The sequence below is a fragment of the Moorena bouillonii PNG genome (genome assembly GCF_001942495.1).
Classification (GTDB): Bacteria; Cyanobacteriota; Cyanobacteriia; order Cyanobacteriales; family Coleofasciculaceae; genus Moorena; species Moorena bouillonii.
In genome coordinates, this window is the sequence record NZ_MKZS01000001.1 from 983,495 (window position 1) to 1,006,763 (window position 23,269).

Below are 23,269 nucleotides of genomic sequence, written 5' to 3' on the forward strand. Positions count from 1 at the left end.
AGCGCGACTATAGATTTTTATTCTTTAGCTACTGGGGCATAGACTATCATTTAGCCCAGTGTGTTTCCAATTCCATTTAGTTTGCAGATGAACCTGGCCAAAGAAGATTGAGTCAGGTGCCATCATAAAAGGACATCTAAGTAAGGTCGATAGTCTATCACACTAACGGTTAGGCTAATTCGGTCGATGGATGCTCTATATCAATCAATACCAAACTATGAAATAGTTTTTTTTAAGGGTAACTCACGATTGCCAAACTAAGTCGAGGTTTAAATTAATGGACAGTTGGATCATCAAGCTCCATGACTTCATTGGTGAAATCCCCTTCCTGGTGATTTCTTTAATTACAGCCGTAACATTTTGCTTTTGGTTAATTCCCTACACCACTGATTTGATGGTGAGCTGTGCAGCGGGTCTTGCTGGTGAGTATTTAGGGCGCGAGCAACGCACCTTGGTGATTAACTCAAGTACCAACAATCCTGAGTTACTTTTAATGCTTGTCTCACTGGGATTAGGTAGGCTAGGAGGGATAGCTACCCCACTAGGCTCAAATTTTGCAAACATTTATCTTATGTTTTTTGTTGCTCCATTATTTGTTTTAGTTAAGTGGTTTTTGAAGAGGGATTTTAATAAGATATTAAATCTCCTGACTCTAATCAATCGTGAAAAAAAGTTGGTAATTTGGCATTCAATTATGTCCTTAAGTATGTTTGGATTTGCCAGTATAGCCTATTGGTGCCTAACCGGAGGCTTTCAGTTTAATTATTTATCAGAAGACATCCCATTAAGAACATGGCACTGGTTATTAATCGGAGTGTTGATCTGTATAATTGGGATTGGGATATTTGTGTATTTTGAAAATAACTTGAAAAAGAAGCGCCCAGGATTATTTGAAGATATCACTGAGGAAGATTTTGAGTCAAACTGGTGGAAGTTTTTTTTAGGGACTATATCCCTGACGGTATTATGTTATGTTTTAAATGCCTTATTCTTGGCCTATACTGAACTATATAGTTCAGTATTAAGTCAGTGGTTGGGCTCAGCAGTGTTTGTAGGTTTACATTATTTTATTGGTAGTCTGATCTCTTCTTTACCAGAAGCGAATGTGGCAATAAAAAACTATGAACGTCTAACTTCACCGGATCTCAATACAGCCCTAGCATCAGCAAGTCAATCGAATATGACTAATCTTGCCCTGGGATGCTTCGGCTGTATTATCGCAACTATATTGTTACTGACTGGACTAAGCTATAAGTTGTAAATCAAACTTCAGCCTTTAGCCTTTAACCTTTAGCAATCAGCTATCAGCTATCAGCTATCAGCTAAAGGCCACGCTACTGTTCTCGCAGCACCTCAAGTAGCGCAATCGGTGCTTTTAGGTGCGACAATCACGCGAATTTAATTCTTAATGGTAAGAGCGTACCTTTGAATAAAATAAACTGACCACTGACGGCTGAATGGTTACCTTTAGGCTTTAGGTGCCTGTGGCTTTAGATAAGCGATCGCATGATAAGGGATCATGATGGTCTGCTGATCTTGAGTGATCAGACACAGGCAGTTTTGATCTTGCCAGCACAATTGCCCGCTAAAGGAATCTCCAGTGAGAAGTTTTAGCTCTAGGAGTTGTTGGTCTTTGATATAGCCTTGAATTTGACTAATACTGGGCAAGCCGGTATCGAATTGGGCCATAATCACAAAAAATCGTGGGATGTGTGGGAACCCTAACAATCATAACCAATCATACTTGGCCAGGAGGGTTTTTGGCGTTTTGGGCAGCATGATCAGAAACAGTATTGTGACTTCTCCCGACGCCGAATCAGAGATTACGGCGCGGGCTTCTCAACCTCACGACTGAGACTTTCTGCGTAGCACTTACCTGTGAGTTACACTCACCCGGCAGTACGCTATCAGCAGACAGTTTCCTTTCCCCGTCGCCCACGGGTACTTTTTCCAATCCTCGCAATCTAATCACCTGAGCCGCTGCATGATCTCTATGAGTTCGATAGCCACATTCAGGGCAGATATGTTCTCGTTGACTGAGCAGTTTCTGTGCAGTTGCCCCACACTCTGGACAGGTTTGACTGGTTCCACTAGGATCTACTCTTTCAAAGTAGCCACCTCGTTTCCAACAAACCCATTTGAGTAAGTCGAGGAACTGTCCAAAAGAAGCATCAATACACTCTTTTCGTAGCATTCCTCTATTGAGTCCAACTGTGTTGAGATCTTCGGCAAAGATAGTCTCTGCGTGGTCACACAAAAGATGTGCGGTTTTCAGGTGAAAATCCTTGCGAGTATTGGCAATTTTATGATGTAATCTTGCCACCAGTACTTGTGCTTTTGAGTAGTTCTTAGAACGTTTCTGTTTTCTAGCTGCTCTACGTTGCAGTAATTTCAACTCGCCTTGTAGGTGCTTTAAAAACTTGGGACGTTCTACTGTGAAACCATCAGAGGTTGTCAAGAACTTTTCGAGTCCCAGATCAATCCCAATTGCGCGACCGCCAGGTGGATTATCTGGGATTTCTACGTCTAAAGCAATTGTGACAACAACGTACCATTGAGTATGTCTGGCTTTCGACAAAACCCTAACTTGCTTGACTTGGAATCCATCTGGAATCGGTCTATGCAGGTTGATTGTGACTTTCCCAATCTTGGGGAGATCTATCACGCCATTCTGTATCGGGTTCTTTTTGAACTGTGGATACAGAAATGACTTGAATTGACCAGATTTTTTGAATCGAGGAAACCCAAAACCACGAGCACGAAAATCATCCCAGGTATCATGCAGCCTACGAATTGTTGTCTGCAATACCTGAGAATGGACTTTCTTGAGCTTTGGATTAACCTTTTTAGCTATCGGGAGGTTGTTTTGCTGAAGATGATAACTCGGAAATGGAGTATTGGCTGGGATGATATATTCTTTCGACAACGAACATCTGTCTGATTCACATTTTCGACTCGCCAACCAGTCTTTCAACTCTCTCAAAGCATAGTTGTAAACCCCCCGACAAGTCTCTAACCATTCAAGCATTTGAGCTTGTTGGTCAATACTTGGATAGATACGGTAGGAGTAATTCATCATCAGCATAGAGAAACTCTACCATAAACACACAAATCAGTCAATGTATTTTTCATCCCCTTGATGGGGATGAAAAATACTGGGGGAGTCCATGTATGCCGTCGGCATACATGGACTCCCCCAAACCCCCTCGCCAGTTAAACAAAAGGCTACAAAAGAATTACCATAGCACCAGAGCCGATTAATAGGGAGTTTACTATGGAGTTTACAAAGTACCATGGACTGGGGAATGACTTTATTCTGATTGATAATCGGGATGACCCGGAACCCAGAATAACCTCAGATCAAGCGCTGCAGCTATGCGATCGCAATTTTGGAATCGGTGCAGATGGTGTGATTTTTGCCCTGCCAGGACAAGAGGGTACTGACTATACGATGCGGATTTTCAACTCTGATGGTTCTGAACCAGAGATGTGTGGTAATGGGATTCGCTGTTTAGGAAAGTTTCTGGCTGATTTAGAGGGGGATAATCACAAAACTCATTATCGGATCCATACCCTGGCTGGGGTGATCATTCCTGAACTCAAGGGCGATGGTAAAGTCAGGGTGGATATGGGGATGCCCCAGCTTAGTGCAGCTCAAATTCCCACTGTTTTGGCAGAGGCTGACCAAAAGGTGATCAATACCCCGATCGAAATAGCCGACAAATTATGGGAGGTTACCTGTGTCAGTATGGGGAATCCTCACTGTATAACGTTTGTGGACGATGCCGATGCCATACCTCTGGAAACTATTGGTCCACTGTTTGAGCATCACTCAGTTTTCCCCCAACGAACCAATACAGAATTTATCCAAGTGGTGCGTCCCGATTATATCAAGATGCGGGTTTGGGAGCGGGGTGCTGGGGCAACTCTCGCCTGTGGCACGGGGGCTTGTGCTTCTGTGGTGGCTGGTGTGTTAACTAACAAAAGCGATCGCATTTGTACCGTGGAGCTTCCTGGTGGTTGTCTTGACATTGAATGGTCCGAAACCGACCAGCGAGTTTACATGACTGGGCCAGCTGAGCAAGTTTTCACCGGTAAACTATCGCAAATCTCGGGATAAGTCCAGATTTGTTGGCTATGTATCAATCTTGCTGGGGAAATCCTGCTTTAAACTGCTTGACTACCTGATCGAGACCAACGGAATGGGATGCTTTAAACAATAGACGATCCCCAGGTTGGACAAACCCCAGTAGATGTTCCACTAGAGGATTAGAGTCACAGAAACACTCAACTGGCACCGAAGTAACACCGGTTGCGATCGCTTCTGCTTCTGGCTCACTTTCATCCACCAAAATCCGCAAGCCATCTAGATTGAGTTGCTCAACCTTTTGACCCACTTGCTGATGAAGTTCACCGGATTTGGTTCCCAATTCCTTCATCGCCCCAAGTACTGCTATATGGCGTTTGCCAGGAGTCTGAGCCAGCATTTCTAGGGCAGCTACCATAGATTCAACTCCAGCATTGTAGGTTTCATCGAGAATCACTACATCGTTAGGTAACTCATAACGCTGGGCTCGACCTGCCGGTAGATCAACCTCTAAACCATTCCTGAGGGTTTCCCAATCCACCCCCAATAATTTCCCAATGGCTAGGGCCCCTACATAGTTCAGGGCATTGTGGCGACCTGGGAGGGGGATAGGAAACTCCATGCCCTCTACTTTCAGGATTTCCGGTGCAATCAACTCTCCTTGGACATCACCACCCTCTAAACCATAGGTTATGGTTTGCCCTTGCCAAACCTCAGCTGCGGTATCAATTAGGCGTTGATTGTCGTGATTGAGAACCGCTACACCCTTGTTGGACATATGTGCTAATAACTCACACTTGGCTTTTGCGATCGCTTCCGTAGAACCCAACAGACCAATATGAGCTGTACCCACATTAGTAATCACGCCCACCGTAGGGTTGGCGATCTCGGTCAATTCAGCAATCTGTCCTGAACCACGCATTGCCATCTCGATTACAGCATAGTCATGGTCTGGTGACAACTCAAGCAAGGTTTTGGGTACACCAATTTCATTGTTGTAATTGGCCTGGGTTTTGAGTACAGTTCCTTTAGTAGACAAAACTGCTGCGATTAGCTCCTTAGTGGTAGTTTTGCCTACAGAACCAGTGACAGCAATCACCGGAATCTCAAACTGGTCACGCCACCACCGAGCAATTTGCTGGTAGGCTTTGAGAGTATTTTCTACCTGAATCAGCGGCAAACCTTCGAGTTGGGTAACTTTAGTCGCCTCAGCAATGACCGTTAATGCCCCCTTCTCTACAGCCAGAGCTGCATAATCATGACCATCAAACTTTTCACCCCGCAGCGCTAAAAATAGTTGACCCGGCTCAAGGTGACGGGTATCAGTGGTAATGCCAGTGAATGACTTTTCCAGGATTTTTTCTGGAATGTCTACGGTCTTGGCGGCGAGAATGTCAACTAATTTTCCTACAAGAAGCCGACACACCATAAATTTCTTGTTCCCCCAGTGTCCTAATTGTGCTGTTTTCTCTAAACGCTCTATTTTCCTGGTCAGCCAATAACTTTCACATGGTTTTTACTTAATTTTCACAATTTCCACTCATTGGCACAATTAGGTAAAGAGTAGATGAAGATATACTAATAATATAATAGCTCACCTCAAGTTTAGGTGATCATTAGAATATATCTACCACCGTAGATATATTGTGATACACCGAACTCTCTTTGTGTTAGCTAAGCCACTCAAAGTTGAATTTTCATCTTCTCAAGCCAACCACCATTGATGAGCCCTAGCTTTAGCACCTAGGAGAGCTACCTAAAGTGACCACCTGGAGAGACTCTAAAGAATCGGAAATTCGACATATTAGCTTGCCAGAGCAGCAAGTCTACAATCACTTACTCCAGTGGGTAAGGGTAGAATCACCAAAGCAATCAATTGAACGCTTCCAAAGGCTCTTCCTGGATGGAGTGGGATACGAAGATTTTGAAATCTGGTTGGCCTTGGAAAAGATAGTAATCGATAAGCGGGCTCCGACAGAGTTCCGATTTGTGGTCAATCGCTGCTGCCATATTCTGATCAATCACTGGCATCTGAAACCAAACACCAGAAGAGCAGTCCAAGAATTGGTAGCTCTGTTTGATCATGTGCCGCCTTCTTTGAGGGTTCACTCTCGGGCTCCTAGACGCCTGCGGGAACTAATGCAGCTGTTCAAAAGAACAGAGCAATATCTAACTCTGCAACGTCTGTCTAGAGTAATGAGTGATACACCTCAATACTCTAATGGTTCTAAACCAGTGGCAAATTTGATTCAGCGGTATCCCTACTTATATGAACATTGCTTACTCAGTGAAGACAGCTCTCAGGAATATCAGCAAACTGTACGGCAAGTTCAAGCTAGGGTTCAACGGCGCTTTGACTGTGATTTATCTAAGTACGTAACCTATCAGGTGCGATGCGCCCATGTCATGCGAAATCGGGCTATCACGACTCCAAAACGGATAATTCAACCAGTGTCAAATCCCACATTGCTGACCGAACGAGAGTTGGCAAGTGCTCTCAAGCAGTTTTTTGGAAAAGTGCAAGGGTCTTACAGCTACCGAGATTTTGCTCGTAGTTTCCATACCCACAGTCGGCACACAGCCTTTTTTAAAGACTTCAAGGACGATTTATATGAATATTTGATTGCCTCGATTGACCCAGCCTATGGGAAGCAACAGTTTAACCAGCGATTGTATACTCATTTGCAAAGCACCTTGCCTGAATGGGATTACCAAACGCCCAATGAATTTATGGTGGTGCGCACCTGTACTCAATTGTTAAATTTTTTGGTAGTGGAAAGCCCTAAGCGCCCCCATCACTATACATTTGTTGATTTGATTGGCAATATAGGAACCACCATTACCACTGGACTATTGCTCAAGATTGTATTGGTCTGCGCTAAAGTCAAGCCCTATTTAGAAAAGCGATTTTCGATTCTGTTTAACCACTACGAGTCCCAAACCAGAAACAGCGTACCTTGGTTAGTCCCGTCTCTGGAAAACTTGAATATTGCCTTCAGTGTCCACTTTGGATCAGCTGATATCTCCTGCCTTAATCAGATTTTATGATTCGGATTCTGTGAATTTTAACCTAGCGCTATAACTATAGCGCTATAACTGTGGAGTTGATAATACCGATCACGTACACAGGATTTGTTCCCACTTCCGACTTCCGAATTCCTTACTGCCTACTCCCTACTCCCTACTCCCTACTTCCTACTCCCTAGTTCCTACTCCCTACTCCCTACTTCCTACTTCCTACTCCCTACTTCCTACTCCCTACTCCCTGTTCCCTTTGCTATAGTTGCCAAATTCCGATTATTGTAGAGACTCATGGCCTTTTCTACACCTTGCTTAAGAGAAAGTTCAACTGCCTCAACGGCTAGTTGGACTACTTCCGACATTAACTTGGTTTCCTGAGGTGAAAATTTTCCTAGGACGTGGGAGATCGTGTCTGGCTTCTGACTGGATTTGCCAATACCAATGCGCAGGCGAGGGAAGTTTTGCGTACCCAGATGGGCAATTGCGGATTTCATGCCATTGTGTCCTCCCGCTGAACCGGAAAGGCGCAGACGCAAACGCCCTACTGGTAAGTCCATATCATCATAAATGATCAAGACCGACTCAGGTGTGAGCTTGTACCAATCAGTCACCGCCCGAATTGCTTGTCCAGAGCGATTCATGTATGTAAGGGGCTTGAGCAAGCTTAGCTTATTTCCTTTTAGTCCAATTCCTTGACCAAACCATCCCTGAAAGCGGCGATTTTCGCTCCCTGAAATCTGTAATCGACGTGCGATCGCATCGACCACTTCAAAACCGATATTGTGCCGCGTTTTATCGTACTTGGGTTCCGGATTACCTAAACCCACAATCAGTTGAGGAATTATAATTTGTCCGGTTGTTTCGATAGTGCTCATGGTCAAAAATCGTTTGGGTCAAGGGTAGGTAATGGGTTACCCATTACCTACCCTTTATGATCTAGATGTTTCCGGACATCATAACAAGGGAGTGGGGAGTAGGGCGAAGCCGTGCAGGCATGGGTGCGGAACTTGACACGTCATACTTTACATGTTATATTTCACACGTTATATTTCAAACGTTATACCTTTCCCCATCCCGGATTAACTACGCAGGATATTGAAAGAGGGATTCCAGATAGACACGAGCACAAGCGCGATAACTCTGGGACGTTTCTGGAGTCTTACCAATACCATTTTGGAGCAAAAACAGGGAAAGTGCTGCTGCGAAGACCCGGTCTTGGTCCCAGCTAGGATGGGTTTCTAGGTAGCGCTTGAGAGACTCGTGCAGGTCTTCGGGGATTTCTGCCAGGATACTTACGGTTGCGTTCATAGTCACCTCTTCATATAAAGGTATTTTTGGAAAAAGCCACCTGATTTCAAGCACTTCAGATAACTGCCTTGGCCAAAAGAAAGCCAAGACAAGCCAGCACCGAAGCACTGAATTTTGATGTCACCCTTGCTTTAGTTCAGAACTATCCCCAAATCAGGTAGGGTAGTCCGTGCTAACCCCTGCTAGTCGGCGTAGGTTAGCTGAGAGCAAATTTTTTTATAGGTTGGTCGCACCATTTTCATCTGAAATGGGGTGGGTTTGTCAATGCTGCGAAATATTACAACTCTTGTTGACATTCCGAAATGTATACGAAATAATCAGGGTTTGAGGCGCTTTTTTGTTACATAACTTTACATAAACTGTGGTCTTAACTACTGCGGAATACTAAGTCGGGAAAATCCCCAGTAAAACTGGAATACCTAATGCCACCGTTGAGGCTTGTGGAAAACTATGGGAAAACTGTGGAAAAGCTTGAAGCTCTGTGTGGAAACAGTGGGGAATCTGTGGGGGAAATTTGGGAGAAACGATAAGAATTCTTACAGTTTCGTTGGCGGTGGAAAACTGGTGACCACAGATGGGGTCATTGTAGATTGTGAATCCTGATGTATTAGTATACTAGTGTGATTGAACTAGTATTAGCAAACTCTTGACTTGACTCCTTAAGGAAAAAACAAGGAAAAAAAATCTAACCACTGACTAATTGCTTCTAACCTAATTATGTGGTATTGTCAGGTAGATTGTCTCTTACGCCACCTAAAAGCTTCTTCATGAATTTGTTGTATGTCTTGATCAGAGATTTTGTCGATGTGAGACAAGACTAAACTCATGCGGCCTTGAGCCTTGAGTTGGTCACGGTGGCGGCAAAGAAAATCCCAGTATAAGAAATTAAAGGGACAGGCTCCCTGGCCAGTGCGCTTCCGAGGATTGTAACCACAACTGCTGCAGTAGTCGCTCATTTTATTGATGTAATTAGCTGATGCAGCGTAAGGTTTGGATGCTAGGATGCCGCCATCGGCAAACTGACCCATGCCAATCACATTGGTTTGCATCACCCAATCATGGGCATCGATAAAGGCTCCATGAAACCATTCTTCTATAGATTGAGGCGAAACTCCAACAATTAGAGCAAAATTGCTCAAAACCATCAGTCGCTGAATGTGATGGGCGTAACTCGTGCGTTCAACCTGACTCAAAATTTGGCGTAAACAGTTCATGTCTGTTTTCTGGGCATGCCAGTAAAAGTCAGGTAGGGGCTGGGTGTGGTTGAACCAATTGCTTTGGGAGTAGTCAGGGTTCATATAGATATAAATACCGTGCATATATTCCCGCCAACCCAGGACTTGACGAATAAATCCTTCTGTGCTGCTTAAGTCGAGTTGGTTTTGGTGATAAGCATTCTCGACTGCTTTAATTACTTCCTCAGGTTGGAGTAAGCCGATATTGAGGTAAGGGGAAATTAGGGAGTGCCACATGGTATCTTCGTTGGTGACCATGGCATCTTGATAGGGACCAAAATTGGGTAGGCGATGGTGAATGAAAAAGTCTAATACTTGAAGAGCTTGATGGCGATTGACCGCCCAACGGAATGGTTCTGTTTTTCCGTAGCTGGGAAAGTTTTGAGCATTAACGGAGTTGATCACCTCTTGGGTGATTGGGTCGGGTTCAAACCAAAGGGCGTCTGGTGGATTTAGATTACGTTTTGGGGGTTTACGATTTTGTTTATCGAAATTCCATTTCCCACCAATTGGCTTATTTCCTGCCATCAAACTATTAAATCGCTTGCGCCCCACCCGATAGAAGTTTTCCATTATTAGACGTTTTTGAGATTTCGCCCAGGTTTTAAAATCAGACTCGCTCCACAGAAAATGATTGTTGGGAATAAAGGTAATTTGGCAATTTAGTTTTAGGTTGCCAATTATTTCTGCAAAGGGTCGGTCATTGGGGGTCATTACCCGTAGTTCGGTAATCGTATTTTTTGTGACCCAGGCTTGGAGAGGCGTTTCAAAGTCGTCCGCTGTTTCATAGCTGACTGGCCAACCTTGCTGGCGTAATTCCTCAGCAAAGTGGCGCATGGCTGACCAAATGAATACCAGTTTTTGGCGGTGGTAACGTTTTTGTTGGACGTAGCTTAGGGATTCAATCAGAATTACTGGTGTATTTTGATAGTTTTGTTGACAACTGTGTAGCGCTGATTGTTCATTCCAAAGTTGATCCCCTAGTACCCAAATCCCGATAGTCATTCTGGCTAATGCTTTTTACTGTATTGATATCATACAATAACTTCAGGGATTTTTGTGTTGAGTTTTAGGAAGTAGGGAGTAGGGAATCGGGAGTAGGGAGTAGGGAGTAGGGAGTAGGGAGTAGGGAATAGGGAATAGGGAACAGGGAATAGTGGAAAATAATGAATTGACCAAAAAATTATCAAAAAACTACTTTTTATAGATGACTGATGACGTTTTTACTATGACAAATGTTTGTTACTTAAATTATCATTTTTGCACAAAAAATTACTTAATATAGCATTTGTATTTGAGTTATGAATCCTACTCCCTAAAACCCAATATAGCAGTATAGCTCATAAATCAATTGTGATAATTTTTGATGCCATATTCCCTACTCCCTACTCCCTACTCCCTACTCCCTATTCCCTGTTCCCTTTACTATACTAGTCCAATACCTCAACTGTCCCCAACTGACCATCAATCCTGACCCGCTGACCATCTCGTAATATATCAGTGGCATGATTAATATCCATTACGGCTGGGATACCATACTCTCGGGCTACAATGGCACCGTGGGACAGACGTCCCCCTACTTCAGAAATTAAGCCACCAGCACGAGCGAGTAATGGTGCCCAACCGGAATCGGTGTAGGGTACAACCACAATGGTTTCCTGGTCAATAGTGATATCACTTTGCAAGGTTTTCACTACTTTTACCAAACCCTCTACAAGTCCCGAACTGGCACCAATGCCTTGTAGCAGTCGTTGCTCAGACCCAGCTAAAGATTTGGGGTCAGCGGGTAAGGGAGGATTATTGCCATAAACCAGGAAAGGTACGCTAGTCAGCTGAGCATCCTGTGCCAATTTAGTCCGCCGTTGTTGCACAATTTCTGGAAGCTGTTGTCTGAGTTCCTGGTTATCACTACCTACTAGAGAGCGAATTTCGGCTAACTCCAAGAAAAAAATGTCCCCTGGTTCAACTAGTAAACCTGACAGCAGCCAGCGTGCCTCTAGAGCCAAGAAGCTCCAGCGTAGGTGAGCCATCAGCTTAGAGTAGACTTGGGTCACCCGACCTTTGAGATCCAGCCGTGCTTGTACCACTTCAGCTTTCCAGCGTTGCCCTCTAGATTTTGGAGATTGGGGGAGTGGATAAGCTAGAAACTGAGCGAACAACTTTCTGACAGCTCGGGGGTCTTCTTGCCAGCGGGGAATTGCTACATCGGTTGCCACTTCGCTCAGGTAACCATAGCGCTCAAGAAAGTGGTCAAACTGCTCTAAAATGCTGGAACCATCTGGGATTTCTGCTAGGGTGGCAAACAGAGAGGCTCCACTTTCATAGATAACCTGTTCGTGGCTTAATAAATGGCGAGCATCTGCTGCTATCCTAGCCAAGGCTCGCATACTATCGACCTCTGGAGTTTTGCTGTTATCTAGTTCTTTGTCATCAATCTTGAGTACTGCCTGCCGCAAGGACATACTAAGGGGAGCAAGAATACTATAGTAGGTGGCTCGTTTCAACACCGCTAGAATGCTGTCGATGCGTTCTAGGAGTTGTACTGGAGATAATTCCGACTGGGCTCTTGCTGAAAGCTGATTCAATAGGGGCAGAAAGTGGGTTTGGTAATCCGCTTCAAAGTCTTTATCTAAACGCCATTCCCGACCGAGCAATCGTAGTAAACCAGGTACGTTTTTTATAGTGGTATTTATCGGTGGTTTGGAAAACTTAGCTCCCCTAGTCAGAAATTCCAGACTTTCTGGGGGTAGACCCATACGCCGAAAAATTTCCCCCAACAGCGTAACATTGAAGTAAGCATGGGAATAGTGCAGGGTGGCAGTTTCGGTGAAATCCATTCCTTTAGCTCGTCTGCCTAGCACTATGGTAAAAATCTCTCCCCAAACACCGCAGGTTAGGGGACGATTAATCGACCAAGTTAGGGGTCGGATTACTCCTGGAATTACTTCCGCAGCAATTTTACGAGTCCAGGTTGGTTGTAGAGTAGTGATCGGTCGTGCTTGCAGTAACCAAAGTTTTTGACCGTCATAACTCCACTCAATATCTTGGGGAAGACCTTGGTAATAGTCTTCTAACCGACGTGCCAAGAGCGCCACTTGTTTGATTAAGGCTGGGGGAACATCACCACTACCTTCAATGCGTGAGGAGGCCAAACCTTCTGCTGAATCCTCTTGCTGCCCTGACTTCTGGAAATAAACTTGGTACTGCTCTGGTGTTACTTTACCCGATACAACTTGTGTAGCATATCCAGGTAAGGCTTCGACCACGACAGCTTCTCCCTGTTGGGAAATAGGGTCACGACTGAAAGCAACCCCAGAAAAAACCCCCTTGACTTGTTTTTGAATGAGCACAGCCATCGCTGTATCTGGCAGTTGCTGATCCCGACGGTATTGTGCAGCTACTGGATTACGATAAGACTCTAAGACTCGATTAATGGCATCCAGTAGTGCGGCTGAGCTGGTCACCTGCAAGATGCTTTGATACTGCCCTGCGGCTGAAGCCTGGGCTGAATCTTCTCCTATGGCGGAAGAACGTACTACCAAGGGTTCAGATTCAGAAACGGGTAGGTATTTGATCAAAGGTTCTGGATCATCCCCTGGAGGGAGTACCCAGCCCACAGGTACTGAGTAACCAGAACGCTTCAGCTGGGATAGGGTGGCAGCTTTTTCCCCAACTTTTTTACGGTCTAGTTTGGTGTCCAGAGAAATTACGGCACTATCGCCTTGGAAAAAATGAAACACTTTCTTAGATTCTGCTTGAGCTTCCCCACTCGGAAGGTCTAAGTCATCGGGAATTTTTTGATAAATCCAAGCTAATAATAGACTCAAGCTGGTGGCAATTACAATTCTGGAGAAATCCTGGGGATGTAATAAAGCCAGAATCACCGGGAACAAGACTAAAATCACCCGTTTGCCATGTTTGGGATTGCGGAAAATGGTAAAGCTAATCCCTCCAATCAAAAATACCAGCAATGCCAAAATGGGGTCATGGCATAATACTCCCCAAGTGACATTGGTCGTCCCTGCACCTTTGCCTATCCAGTAACGACCTAACACCAACATGATTAGAGCGATCAATTCCCAAGCTGATTCACTGGGAAAAAAGTGGCGAGCTAGTAAGACTGCGGCAATTCCTTTTCCTGCCTCTGAGAGCACTGCCAAGACACCAACCAGATTTCCTCCGTGGTAAAAGGCGGCTGAAACTGATATATTACCAGTACCGACCTGGGCTAGGTTATGCCTTGTCAGTACACGGGTAATCCAGGCAATCAGAGGTAGTCCGCCTAAGATAGGACAGACGGTAACAATGAGCAAGAACCCTAAAACCTGGTTTAGTGTCATGGGACTAATGGAAATCACTTAGTGAGATAGAGAGGGCTTGATAATAAGTACTTTATTAATAAGTATATAAGAAGTAGATAAGAACTATTTGAACTTAATGGCATCAAAATATGTCTAGTAATCGCAACTAGCAATCATAAGTTTAGTTTGTAAAATTATCTAACCCAAAAACAAGCCAAATTGTCTAAAAAAATTGCTGGCTTAGTTTAACTAAAATACGAGTAAAGTATTTATATCATCTGGTAGATTATTGCCTGTTATAACAATAATAGTTTTGGTTTCATGTCTTAACCTGATTTAGTCCCTCACTTGTTTTGATGGCTACAGCTTTTGCACAGGGGTTCTCAAGTGCGTTTTCCATAGTGAATTGGATTCCTATGCCAGTAGCACGTCAAACCCCATCTTGCCCCTGATAGTCACACTTTTGAATTAGTTTACGATGTTTGGTAAGGTTAAAGTCTTTTCTTTTTTTTTATTTAAGCATGTCTTGATGCAGTCGCTCATGGGGGAAACCACGCCAGTTGCTCATGGGGGGAACCCCCAAGACCGCACTGGCTCCCCAAGACCGCGCTGCATCGCTTGATCATGTATAGCAGAAGTCAGAAGTAAGAAGTAAGAAGTCAGAAGTCAGAAGTCAGAAGTCAGAAGTCAGAAGTCAAAAGTAAGCTATGGCTAAGTTTCGGAGTTTAGGAATGTCAAACACCTGAATGGGTAGTGCTATATTATAGTATTTTGACCAATCTTTACACAGATAGGTAGGTAATGGTGTGGCTAAGATTGTGGGTGTTCATGGGATTAATCAAGAATTTAGAGGTAGTAATACAATTTATGATCAATGGCTACCAGCCCTCAAAGATGGTTTGGAGCGTGTTGGAGCTAGATTAGATTCTGATAATGAATTCCACTGTGCCTTTTATGGAGACCTGTTCAGAGGTCGCTCAAAATCAGCAATGGGGATACCTAACTATGACGCCAGTGATATTGACTCGGATTGGGAGAAGGAACTCCTCCTGGAATGGTGGGAAGAAGTAGCAAAAGTAGAAGACGATATTAAAGGCCCAGCGGATATATCCAGAGAAAAGGCAACACCGAGACTTGTTCAAAAGGCTTTAAATGCCTTAAGTGGTTCTAGGTTTTTTGGTGGTGTTGCTGAAAAGATCGTGATTTCTTTTCTGAAGCAAGTTGGGGGTTACTTACATAATCCAGAGTTAAGACAGCAAATTCGCGATCGCGTTGTGGAAGCCATAGATCAAGATACCCGTGTATTGGTTGGTCACTCTCTGGGGTCAGTTGTCTGTTACGAAGCCCTATGCCAACATCCAGAATGGTCAGTGGAGGTTTTTGTGACTCTAGGTTCCCCATTGGGGATAAGAGGGCTGATTTTTGATCGCCTGGAACCCTCACCTGTCTCTAATTTGGGGTCTTGGCCGGGAAGTGTCAAACAGTGGATCAACATTGCGGATGCGGGAGATATTGTTGCTTTAGAAAAAGAATTAAATCCTTTATTTGACGGGTTAGTGGAAGATAAGCTTGTTTATAATGGATCTGATGCTCACAATGCTAGTAACTATTTTACTGCATCTGAAACAGGAGAAGCTATTAAGTTGGGCTTGATTGATTAGTAGACGAGGTATATGGCGGGAAAACCCAGGTATTATTTAATCGCTTGTGGAACAAGCAACTACAACGATCAGGATGTAGATAACTTAGATAGTGTTCCGACAGACTTACAGAGAGTTGTTGATTTATTTATTCATAAATTTGGATATGAAGAAGCCTTGACGAATCTTCGTTTAAATCCGAATAAAAATGAGTTGATAAAACAATTTTCAGACTGGCTTCAGCATGAAGAACGATGTCAGAGCGATCGCGTTATCTTTTACTATTCCGGTCATGGTGAAGATCTTAAAGGAGATAGACATTATCTTTTGATGGAAGAGACTGATTACAATCAACTTCCTCAGACATCCTTGCCAACAGAAGATTTAGTTCGTCCTTTGAATAACGAAGGAGTTAAGATTGAACAAATCCTGTATATTATCGATAGTTGTTATTCTGGGGTCGGAATAAGTGATGTCTCGAAATTTACTACACAAGTTGTTCAGAAATACCAATCAGTAGGAGGAGCAGGTATCGCAGTTCATGGGATTGCGGCTTGTCGTGCCAAAGATACAGCCAAAGAAGATGTATTTTCTAGGGGCTTGGAGCAAGTTCTTAACGATTTAAGTAAAAACTACGGTAATTTATACATTCCTCTAGATTATATAGTTGACCAAATTAATCAGATTATTTCCTCAGAGCAACGTGCTTCCTACTCAGCTTCTGGCTCTGAAAAATTTGCTAAATTCTTCCCCATTCTGCCTAAGACTATACAAACATGGGAAGAAAAGCAAGATGAACTCATTAGGGAACTTTTTGCTGGATTAAAGAAACACCCAGAAGATAGCTTACTTCAGGTAAACTCTTTTATTTTAAGTTATAAAACTATTGAAAAGCTTGTCTTAGACGATGAATTTATTCTGGATTGTATAGAAATCGAAAAAAGACTGACTGAATTAGGAAAAAAACCAGTTTCAAGAGGAATATGCCCTCTAGTGGCTTGTGCAGAATGGTGTCGGCGAAGATTTTCTAAACAGGATAACAAATTGAGGAGACTTGCTAAGACTATTAAAAATTGGCAACAGGAAGTTCTAAGATATCGAGAAGATGCAAACCTCTCTACAATCCAAGAATCTGTTAAAAAAGCTGATTTAAAATTTCAAGAACTGATTACGACAGAAAATCTGCGACTTCAAGTTGAGATTGAACCAGAGGTTGATAATGATAATGGTACAGGACAAGCCTCTGGTGCCTTACTTTTGAGTATGAATCTTTGGCTTGAAAGTCAGGATTTACCACTTGGTCGGTTTGCAGAAAAGATACGGTTAGAACCTTGCGACAGTGGAAAAAGTGTCTCTGAGCAAGAGAGTGAGAGTTTATACACTAATCTTGAAAAGATTTTGCCCAACTTAATTCGTAAGGCTCGTTATAGTTTACCGGAACGAGTTAATTTAACAATTGAGTATTTTCTTCCTTTCGACTATTTCAAAACAAAATTGGAGAAGATTAGGTTTAAGCGAGGGAGAAACCTAACACCCCTCGGTGAAGAGTACCCAATTTTTATCAACTCCTATGAACGATATTTTGATCCAGATTTTCTTGAGATTCGTGATGAGATTGAAGTCAAGAAGCAAGGGTTATGGAATGATGTAAATAATTCTGTGACTGAACCGAGTGTCCCTGGGGAATTTGAAGGGGATGATATCTATTATATGGGTACAGACCCATCAGATTCCGATCTAGAAAGAATTGAGGAAGCTTTACCCATTGCGGTCTGGAGTCGGGACGTGAACCAACCTCTGATTGAAGGAGAGCATCTAAACCTCTCAGAATGGCAAGATTGGCCTAACAAAATACGTGATTTACGAAAAAAGAAAAAGGGTTTGGAGGTAACCCTTCTCTGGGATGATTTATATCCGAAGCCTTCCCAACGCTGTAGACCCTTGAATACCGACGTGGTGGACTAAAATGCCAAAGAACCCAACATCTGACCAGCCGGATCGTCGCATCTACCGGGGCTTAACCCTCACTAGAGGAAGTTTACCAACCCCAGAAGACCAACAACAGCATCTGAGTCGTATGCCACCGCCACCCCCTTGGCGCACCTTTGGTCTGTCAGTTGAGCAATGGCGTGAAAAAGCACAATCACAAAATACCCAAGACATCGTAAGAAAGATTAATCCAAAGGCATTGGGGTTTGTTCCGACCAAGCAAGCGGTAGAATTGGTCAATGCTGCATTGTGTTTACGTCGCCCTTTACTGATTGAAGGAAATCCCGGTAGCGGCAAAACATCCTTAGCCTATGCAGTAGCAGCTGAATTGGGATTACCGGGGCCTTACCGCTGGTCAATTGTTTCTCGCACTACTTTGAAAGATGGTCTGTATGCTTACGATGCCATTGGGCGATTACAAGAAGTGTCTTTACTGAGGCAACAAGTTGGTAATACAGAGAGAATAAAAGAACCTGATATTGACATTGGTAACTATTTAAGATTAAGACCAATGGGTATGGCATTTCATCAATCTCAACCCGGTAGACCGGCTGTGCTGTTAATTGACGAAATTGATAAGAGTGATATTGATATGCCCAATGATCTCTTACATATATTTGAGGAAGGATTTTTTGAGATTCCAGAACTGAGTCGCTTAAACAACGACTCCCAAAAGGTACTTCCTTACCGCAGTCAAAGCCATGATAGTGATGAAAAAATTGAGGTTGAGAAAGGATTAATTCAATGTCAAGAGTTTCCCTTAGTCTTGATGACCAGTAATGAAGCACGGGAGTTTCCACCAGCCTTTCTACGCCGATGTCTACGGTTATCTCTCAAGCAACCTGAGACACCAGAGGGTTTCTATAAAATTTTAGAAAACCGCTTTGATGCCGCCCATTTAAAGCAACTGGATCAGCCAGCTCGGAAATTAATCAAGGAATTTTTGGGACGAATTAATGCAACAGACACAACGTTAGCAACGGATCAATTGTTGAATGCTATATATTTATTACTACAAGGAGATGACTTAACTGAAGAAACACGGAAAGATCTATTGAATACTATTTTCAAATCACTGTGAGGTCAGGGGGAAATGGTGAGTCAAAAAAATCAATGGTGGCAAGATGATAGAGAGGTGGCAGAGCTGATCTGGTGCTTGGCTCATTTAGATCGTATTGTTGCTCCTCCATCCTCTCAAGACATCAAACCACCAGAGGATGTACACCATTCTGATCCAGAATCATCTACTGAAAATCTCTCAGACGATTATCCAAAGATTCCTCCTTCAGGAAGGGAAAAAGCAGAACAAAAGATACCCATTGCGGCTAATCTTAAACAGCCTGACCATGCCCCGACTTCCCCTCAAAAACCCGAATCATCCTCCAATAATTACAGCTCTCCTATTCGTGTTCCTGACCCCTTTCCCTTACCCAAACCTAGGGAAATCAGTAAGGCACTGTTGCCCTTATCTAAGCGTGTTCCTGGACTGCTAGCCAATGAACTGGATATTGAGGCAACCGTTGAACAAACCGCCGAAGCTTATGGATTGCCAATGCTGGCATTTCGTTCTCCCCTAGAGCGATGGTTTGAAGTACATTTATTGATTGATTGCTCCCCTTCCATGGCATTTTGGGGAGATTTAGCAGAAGGGGTGGCAACGCTTTTTCGCTGGCAAGGGTTTTTCCGGGATGTCCGGATTTGGCACTTCGATACAACAGAACCTACCCCCCAATTGTTTTCAGGTGTTGACCGGATTGAACGGAGTGTTCGTAGCTTGATCGCACCAGGAGGACATCGACTCTTTATTGCCTTAACGGATACTTTGGGAAAAGCTTGGTATTCCGGTCAAGCCTTTGAGGTTTTAGCACAATTAGGAGAACAGCATCCTGTTAGTATTGCCCATGTTTTTCCTCAAACCCTATGGCAGCGCACAGGTCTAGATCAGGCAATTCAACGACCATTGATTGCTCGTGAGCCAGAGTCTCCTAACTCCATGTTACAAGTAGGAGCTAGGCTTCGTACAACGGCTAGGTTATATAAATTTCCAATTTTCAATTTATCTAGGAACCACTTTAGCACTTGGGCGAATTTTACCACCGGGAGTGGCAGCAATTCTATTCAAGGGGTTTTAATTAGACAGGATAAGCCCGAAACAGCCACAACGAATCCTAAAAAGCAAAGGTCGGAACAACCTGAATCAGTGGCGGAAAATCCAGAACAGTTACTGAGAGGATTCTTGGCTAATGCTAGCCCCAAAGCCCGGGAACTTGCTGAAGTTCTGGCTGCTGTTCCCCTGATTCCTCCAGTCATGCGTTTGGCACAACAGTGGTTTTTACCCGATAGCGAACACTGGCATCTGGCAGAAGTTTTTTTTAGTGGTCTGATCCAAAAGTCTTCCTTGGGGCCAGAGCAGGTAACTGTTCCCGAAACTTGGTATGAATTCCGTCCGGGAATTCGGGAGTTACTGCTAGGAAATAGTCCAGTTCAACGCACCACTGAGATTTGGCGGGAAATTGGAGATTTCATAGAGCGTCGTTATGGTAGTCTGCGGGATTTTCCAGCACTGATTCCCAACCCAGCCGGGTCTGTTCCAGGTGTTGCTGCAGATCGAGACCTCTATTTTGCTGAAGTCAAGGCTGCAGTTTTCACCACTTGGGGAGGAGAATACGCCAAGTTTGCAGAGGAAGTCAGTGAAAAAGTAGCAAAACGGAAACGGGAGAAAGAAGAGATTGGTAAGGGGACAGTTGAGCTCACTGACAACTTAGAACCTTTTGAATTTGAAGCGGAAGTCCCCACCATTGTTTTTGAAGAGGAGCCAGACCAGGATGAAGAGAAATTACAACAGTGGACATTTGAAACCCCGACTGTTAACCATCACGGGGAAATTACCGAAACAACAACCTACACCGCCTCTTACTTCACCGAAACCCTAACCGATAATGTGGAACTGGAAATGGTGGCTATCCCTGGAGGAACGTTTACCATGGGTTCCCCTGAAAATGAAGTTAGAAGTCAGAAGTCAGAAGTCAGAAGTTTCAGAAGTAATGAAACACCTCAACATAATGTCACACTCCAACCCTTCTTTATGGGGAAATACCCTGTCACCCAAGCCCAATGGAACGCGATCGCATTAATGACAGACTTGAAAGTCGAGAGAGACTTAGATCCAGATCCTTCAGATTTCAAGGGGGATAACCGTCCCGTTGAAAACGTAAACTGGTATGATGCCGTCGAGTTCTGTGACCGGCTTTCTAAGTTAACAGGAAGGGAGTATAGACTGCCTTCCGAAGCCCAATGGGAATATGCTTGTCGAGGTGTCACAAAACCTCTCAACCTTGATAAAGGAGAATCCTACCCCCCATTCTACTTTGGAGAGACGATTACCGGAAAGTTAGCCAATTACGACGCCTCAAGACCTTATCGGGATGAACCACCAGGAGAACAAAGCCAGGGAACCACCCCTGTCGGTCAATTTCCTCCGAATCCCTTTGGGTTATATGATATGCACGGGAATGTTTGGGAATGGTGTTTAGATGATTGGCATGAGAACTACGAAGGTGCCCCCACAGATGGCAGTGCTTGGATTGAGGATAATGAAGCAGAAAATGTCAATGGTGAAAATGAGTCAAATTCAGACAAAAATGACGAAAATCCGCCAATATCACCCCTGCGGGGCGGCTCCTGGATTTTCTATCCTGATTTCTGCCGTTCTGCGATTGGCTACGACTTTAGGCGCGTGGTCCGCCTCTACGATGTTGGTTTTCGTCTAGTGTGCGTGTCCGGGAGAACTGGATGAAGTCAGAAGTTTGAAGTCAGAAGTTTGAAGAATTATGCCAAAACTGACCATAAAACGCCCAAAACAAACCTTTCAAGGCTACAGAGAATACATAGACGGTATCCCTCTCGAAATGGTTTTAATCCCTGATGGAACCTTCACCATGGGCGCACCGGAGAGTGAAGAAGGGAGTAGTGACACTGAAAGACCCCAACATGATGTAACTATTTCCTCGTTTTTAATGGGACGTTATCCCATTACTCAAGATCAATGGAAAGCGATCGCCTCTCGATCTGACCTTAAGGTCAATCAAGATTTGGATCCAGACCCCTCTTATTTTAAACAGCCCTATCAATGGATAGATAGATGGCGAAGACCTGTTGAAAACGTCAATTGGTATCAAGCAGTAGAGTTCTGTCACCGCCTTTCTAAGCTAACAGGAAAGGAATATAGACTACCTTCTGAAGCGCAATGGGAATATGCCTGTCGAGGGGTTACAAAACCCCTTAACCTCGAAAACGGAGAATCCTATCCCCCATTCCACTTCGGAGAAACCATTACAACAGCTTTGGCTAATTATCGCGAGACGGATGATAAAGACTCTAGATCGTCAGGTGATGGTAGAGGGCCAAAAGGAGAATACCGTAACGAAACAACACCAGTAGGCTATTTTAAAGTCGTCAATTCTTTTGGACTTAGTGATATGCACGGGAACGTTTGGGAATGGTGCGCTGATGATTGGCATTCTAATTACGAAGGTGCGCCCACAGATGGCAGTGCTTGGATTGATAATAATGAACTGGAAAATGTCAATACTGAAAATAAGTCATATTCAGCAAAAAATCATGATCAAAGTCCATCTTCAGTGATGCGGGGCGGCTCCTGGACTATCAATCCTAATTACTGCCGTTCTGCGCTTCGCGTCAACGACGATAGGCGCTATGACCGCAACAACGCTAATGGTTTTCGTATAGTGTGCGTGTCCGGAATGAAGTCAGAAGTTTGAAGTTTGAAGTTTGAAGAAATAATTTGAGTTATCAACAAGTTTCAATTCAGGACAGAACCAAAAAGTTTGCGGTTAGAATAGTCAAAGCTTGCATTTGGTTAGAAGAAGAATCTAAAGTTCCTAGAACCTTAGCGAATCAGTTATTAAGGTCAGGAACTTCTATCGGAGCTAATTGTAGTGAAGCTCAGTCAGCCCAATCCCGCAGAGACTTTATCAGTAAATATGAAATTGCTCTGAAGGAAGCAAGAGAAACACAATACTGGCTAGATGTTTTAATAGAAGCCGAACTGGTATCATTAGAAAAGTTCAAAGGACTAATCCAAGAAACCGAGGAAATTATTAAAATCTTAGTCACTACCGTCAAAAAACTCAAAGAATAGACTTCTGACTTCAAGCTTCTGACTTCAAACTTCTGACTTCTGACTTAATAAAAACTTCTGACTTCAAACTTCTGACTTCTGACTTCAAATCCCGATTTACTCCTGTTCATCATCATCCGGTAATTTTTCCATCTCCTGGGCAATTAGCGTCTGAAATTCTTCTCCACAATGAACATTTAAATGAATTGCAGCAGCCAGCAATTCTGCCAAAATCTCCGCTTGTTGTCTAGCACTGAGGTGAGGTGACTGAAGCTGATAGATTAATCCGGTAACGGTTTGGCATTCTGAGCCTAACTCTGTAATTAATGTTTTCAGAGTATTGCTAGTAATAGGAATGGAGCGATCGCGAAACATATAACTTATATCATTTTCGGTTGAACAGTTATAAATATTAGGTAATAGGGAACAGGGAACAGGGAACAGGGAACAGGGGATGGAGATTACCTACTAGAAGAAAGCTATAGCAATTCTCTGTCTTGATGCAGTCGCTCATGGGGGAAACCCCCAAGACCGCGCTGCATCGCTAT

Annotated in this window: 20 protein-coding genes; 11 read left to right on the forward strand and 9 right to left on the reverse strand. The window is 43.7% G+C overall.

Annotated features, from left to right (window positions below; genetic code table 11):
- Window positions 1-277 precede the first annotated feature (277 nt).
- Window positions 278-1,261 carry a hypothetical protein gene (locus BJP37_RS04000; protein ID WP_075896656.1) on the forward strand — a complete coding sequence of 328 codons (984 nt, stop codon included), beginning with the start codon at window positions 278-280 and terminating at the stop codon, window positions 1,259-1,261.
- Window positions 1,262-1,467: 206 nt separating this feature from the next.
- Here BJP37_RS04000 and BJP37_RS04005 read toward each other — a convergent pair whose 3' ends face one another.
- Both BJP37_RS04005 and BJP37_RS04010 read right to left on the reverse strand, forming a co-directional pair.
- On the reverse strand, window positions 1,468-1,689 hold the full coding sequence (locus BJP37_RS04005; protein WP_070391154.1) for an Hfq-related RNA-binding protein: 222 nt from the start codon (window positions 1,687-1,689) through the stop codon (window positions 1,468-1,470).
- Between the two features lie 127 nt (window positions 1,690-1,816).
- Window positions 1,817-3,085 (reverse strand): RNA-guided endonuclease InsQ/TnpB family protein, encoded by a 1,269-nt coding sequence (locus tag BJP37_RS04010; RefSeq protein ID WP_075896658.1) that lies wholly within the window; start codon window positions 3,083-3,085, stop codon window positions 1,817-1,819.
- Window positions 3,086-3,274: 189 nt separating this feature from the next.
- Here BJP37_RS04010 and dapF point away from each other — a divergent pair, with 189 nt between their 5' ends.
- Entirely contained in the window at window positions 3,275-4,120 is an 846-nt protein-coding gene (gene dapF / locus BJP37_RS04015) for a diaminopimelate epimerase (protein ID WP_075896660.1), read from the forward strand.
- A 22-nt stretch (window positions 4,121-4,142) separates the two neighbouring features.
- Here dapF and BJP37_RS04020 read toward each other — a convergent pair whose 3' ends face one another.
- Window positions 4,143-5,516, reverse strand: coding sequence for a UDP-N-acetylmuramoyl-tripeptide--D-alanyl-D-alanine ligase (locus BJP37_RS04020; protein WP_075896662.1), 1,374 nt, complete (start codon window positions 5,514-5,516; stop codon window positions 4,143-4,145).
- Between the two features lie 332 nt (window positions 5,517-5,848).
- Here BJP37_RS04020 and BJP37_RS04025 point away from each other — a divergent pair, with 332 nt between their 5' ends.
- Both BJP37_RS04025 and BJP37_RS38400 read left to right on the forward strand, forming a co-directional pair.
- Entirely contained in the window at window positions 5,849-7,135 is a 1,287-nt protein-coding gene (locus BJP37_RS04025; protein WP_081431063.1) for a Sll1247 family protein, read from the forward strand.
- 84 nt (window positions 7,136-7,219) lie between these two features.
- Entirely contained in the window at window positions 7,220-7,393 is a 174-nt protein-coding gene (locus tag BJP37_RS38400) for a hypothetical protein (protein WP_158069403.1), read from the forward strand.
- On the opposite strand, the gene pth is transcribed toward BJP37_RS38400, so the two are convergent.
- Entirely contained in the window at window positions 7,339-7,983 is a 645-nt protein-coding gene (gene pth, locus BJP37_RS04030; RefSeq protein WP_075896664.1) for an aminoacyl-tRNA hydrolase, read from the reverse strand. The genes BJP37_RS38400 and pth overlap by 55 nt on opposite strands.
- Window positions 7,984-8,191: 208 nt before the next feature.
- On the reverse strand, window positions 8,192-8,416 hold the full coding sequence (locus BJP37_RS04035; RefSeq protein ID WP_070391159.1) for a DUF2811 domain-containing protein: 225 nt from the start codon (window positions 8,414-8,416) through the stop codon (window positions 8,192-8,194).
- Window positions 8,417-8,866: 450 nt separating this feature from the next.
- Here BJP37_RS04035 and BJP37_RS38405 point away from each other — a divergent pair, with 450 nt between their 5' ends.
- Window positions 8,867-9,019: a hypothetical protein gene (locus tag BJP37_RS38405; protein WP_158069404.1), complete on the forward strand. Its 153-nt coding sequence runs from the start codon at window positions 8,867-8,869 to the stop codon at window positions 9,017-9,019.
- 125 nt (window positions 9,020-9,144) lie between these two features.
- Here the strand turns inward: BJP37_RS38405 and BJP37_RS04040 are convergent, their stop codons facing one another.
- The 3 genes from BJP37_RS04040 to BJP37_RS04045 all read right to left on the reverse strand — a co-directional run bounded on the left by BJP37_RS04040 (window position 9,145) and on the right by BJP37_RS04045 (window position 13,991).
- Window positions 9,145-10,656 carry a cryptochrome/photolyase family protein gene (locus tag BJP37_RS04040; RefSeq protein WP_075896666.1) on the reverse strand — a complete coding sequence of 504 codons (1,512 nt, stop codon included), beginning with the start codon at window positions 10,654-10,656 and terminating at the stop codon, window positions 9,145-9,147.
- A gap of 42 nt (window positions 10,657-10,698) precedes the next feature.
- The gene (locus tag BJP37_RS43230) at window positions 10,699-10,830 is read right to left on the reverse strand and encodes a hypothetical protein (protein ID WP_269086940.1); all 132 of its coding nucleotides are present in this window, start codon (window positions 10,828-10,830) and stop codon (window positions 10,699-10,701) included.
- Window positions 10,831-11,081: 251 nt separating this feature from the next.
- Window positions 11,082-13,991: a glycerol-3-phosphate acyltransferase gene (locus BJP37_RS04045; protein ID WP_075896668.1), complete on the reverse strand. Its 2,910-nt coding sequence runs from the start codon at window positions 13,989-13,991 to the stop codon at window positions 11,082-11,084.
- Window positions 13,992-14,758: 767 nt separating this feature from the next.
- Between BJP37_RS04045 and BJP37_RS04050 the strand changes: the two genes are divergently transcribed.
- From BJP37_RS04050 to BJP37_RS04075, 6 genes are read left to right on the forward strand one after another with little or no spacing between them, the layout of a single operon-like run.
- Window positions 14,759-15,613: an alpha/beta hydrolase family protein gene (locus BJP37_RS04050; protein WP_075896670.1), complete on the forward strand. Its 855-nt coding sequence runs from the start codon at window positions 14,759-14,761 to the stop codon at window positions 15,611-15,613.
- Between the two features lie 12 nt (window positions 15,614-15,625).
- The gene (locus tag BJP37_RS04055; RefSeq protein ID WP_075896672.1) at window positions 15,626-17,557 is read left to right on the forward strand and encodes a VMAP-C domain-containing protein; all 1,932 of its coding nucleotides are present in this window, start codon (window positions 15,626-15,628) and stop codon (window positions 17,555-17,557) included.
- A 1-nt stretch (window position 17,558) separates the two neighbouring features.
- Window positions 17,559-18,662: an AAA family ATPase gene (locus BJP37_RS04060; RefSeq protein WP_075896674.1), complete on the forward strand. Its 1,104-nt coding sequence runs from the start codon at window positions 17,559-17,561 to the stop codon at window positions 18,660-18,662.
- A 12-nt stretch (window positions 18,663-18,674) separates the two neighbouring features.
- Window positions 18,675-21,377: a formylglycine-generating enzyme family protein gene (locus BJP37_RS04065; RefSeq protein ID WP_075896676.1), complete on the forward strand. Its 2,703-nt coding sequence runs from the start codon at window positions 18,675-18,677 to the stop codon at window positions 21,375-21,377.
- Between the two features lie 34 nt (window positions 21,378-21,411).
- A complete protein-coding gene (locus tag BJP37_RS04070) occupies window positions 21,412-22,362 on the forward strand; it encodes a formylglycine-generating enzyme family protein (protein ID WP_075896678.1) in 951 nt (316 codons plus the stop codon).
- A gap of 23 nt (window positions 22,363-22,385) precedes the next feature.
- Window positions 22,386-22,742 (forward strand): four helix bundle protein, encoded by a 357-nt coding sequence (locus BJP37_RS04075; protein WP_075896680.1) that lies wholly within the window; start codon window positions 22,386-22,388, stop codon window positions 22,740-22,742.
- A 96-nt stretch (window positions 22,743-22,838) separates the two neighbouring features.
- Here the strand turns inward: BJP37_RS04075 and BJP37_RS04080 are convergent, their stop codons facing one another.
- Window positions 22,839-23,096 (reverse strand): hypothetical protein, encoded by a 258-nt coding sequence (locus tag BJP37_RS04080; protein WP_075896682.1) that lies wholly within the window; start codon window positions 23,094-23,096, stop codon window positions 22,839-22,841.
- Window positions 23,097-23,269: the final 173 nt, after the last annotated feature.

Excerpts from the sequence above, each read along its gene's own strand:
- BJP37_RS04020 (WP_075896662.1), bottom strand. The coding sequence starts at position 5,516 with ATGGTGTGTCGGCTTCTTGTAGGAAAATTAGTTGACATTCTCGCCGCC.
- BJP37_RS04070 (WP_075896678.1), top strand. The coding sequence starts at position 21,412 with ATGCCAAAACTGACCATAAAACGCCCAAAACAAACCTTTCAAGGCTAC.
- BJP37_RS04060 (WP_075896674.1), top strand. The coding sequence starts at position 17,559 with ATGCCAAAGAACCCAACATCTGACCAGCCGGATCGTCGCATCTACCGG.
- pth (WP_075896664.1), bottom strand. The coding sequence starts at position 7,983 with ATGAGCACTATCGAAACAACCGGACAAATTATAATTCCTCAACTGATT.
- BJP37_RS04035 (WP_070391159.1), bottom strand. The coding sequence starts at position 8,416 with ATGAACGCAACCGTAAGTATCCTGGCAGAAATCCCCGAAGACCTGCAC.
- BJP37_RS04010 (WP_075896658.1), bottom strand. The coding sequence starts at position 3,085 with ATGCTGATGATGAATTACTCCTACCGTATCTATCCAAGTATTGACCAA.
- BJP37_RS04065 (WP_075896676.1), top strand. The coding sequence starts at position 18,675 with ATGGTGAGTCAAAAAAATCAATGGTGGCAAGATGATAGAGAGGTGGCA.
- BJP37_RS38405 (WP_158069404.1), top strand. The coding sequence starts at position 8,867 with ATGGGAAAACTGTGGAAAAGCTTGAAGCTCTGTGTGGAAACAGTGGGG.
- BJP37_RS04000 (WP_075896656.1), top strand. The coding sequence starts at position 278 with ATGGACAGTTGGATCATCAAGCTCCATGACTTCATTGGTGAAATCCCC.
- BJP37_RS04045 (WP_075896668.1), bottom strand. The coding sequence starts at position 13,991 with ATGACACTAAACCAGGTTTTAGGGTTCTTGCTCATTGTTACCGTCTGT.
- BJP37_RS04080 (WP_075896682.1), bottom strand. The coding sequence starts at position 23,096 with ATGTTTCGCGATCGCTCCATTCCTATTACTAGCAATACTCTGAAAACA.
- dapF (WP_075896660.1), top strand. The coding sequence starts at position 3,275 with ATGGAGTTTACAAAGTACCATGGACTGGGGAATGACTTTATTCTGATT.
- BJP37_RS04040 (WP_075896666.1), bottom strand. The coding sequence starts at position 10,656 with ATGACTATCGGGATTTGGGTACTAGGGGATCAACTTTGGAATGAACAA.
- BJP37_RS04005 (WP_070391154.1), bottom strand. The coding sequence starts at position 1,689 with ATGGCCCAATTCGATACCGGCTTGCCCAGTATTAGTCAAATTCAAGGC.
- BJP37_RS04055 (WP_075896672.1), top strand. The coding sequence starts at position 15,626 with ATGGCGGGAAAACCCAGGTATTATTTAATCGCTTGTGGAACAAGCAAC.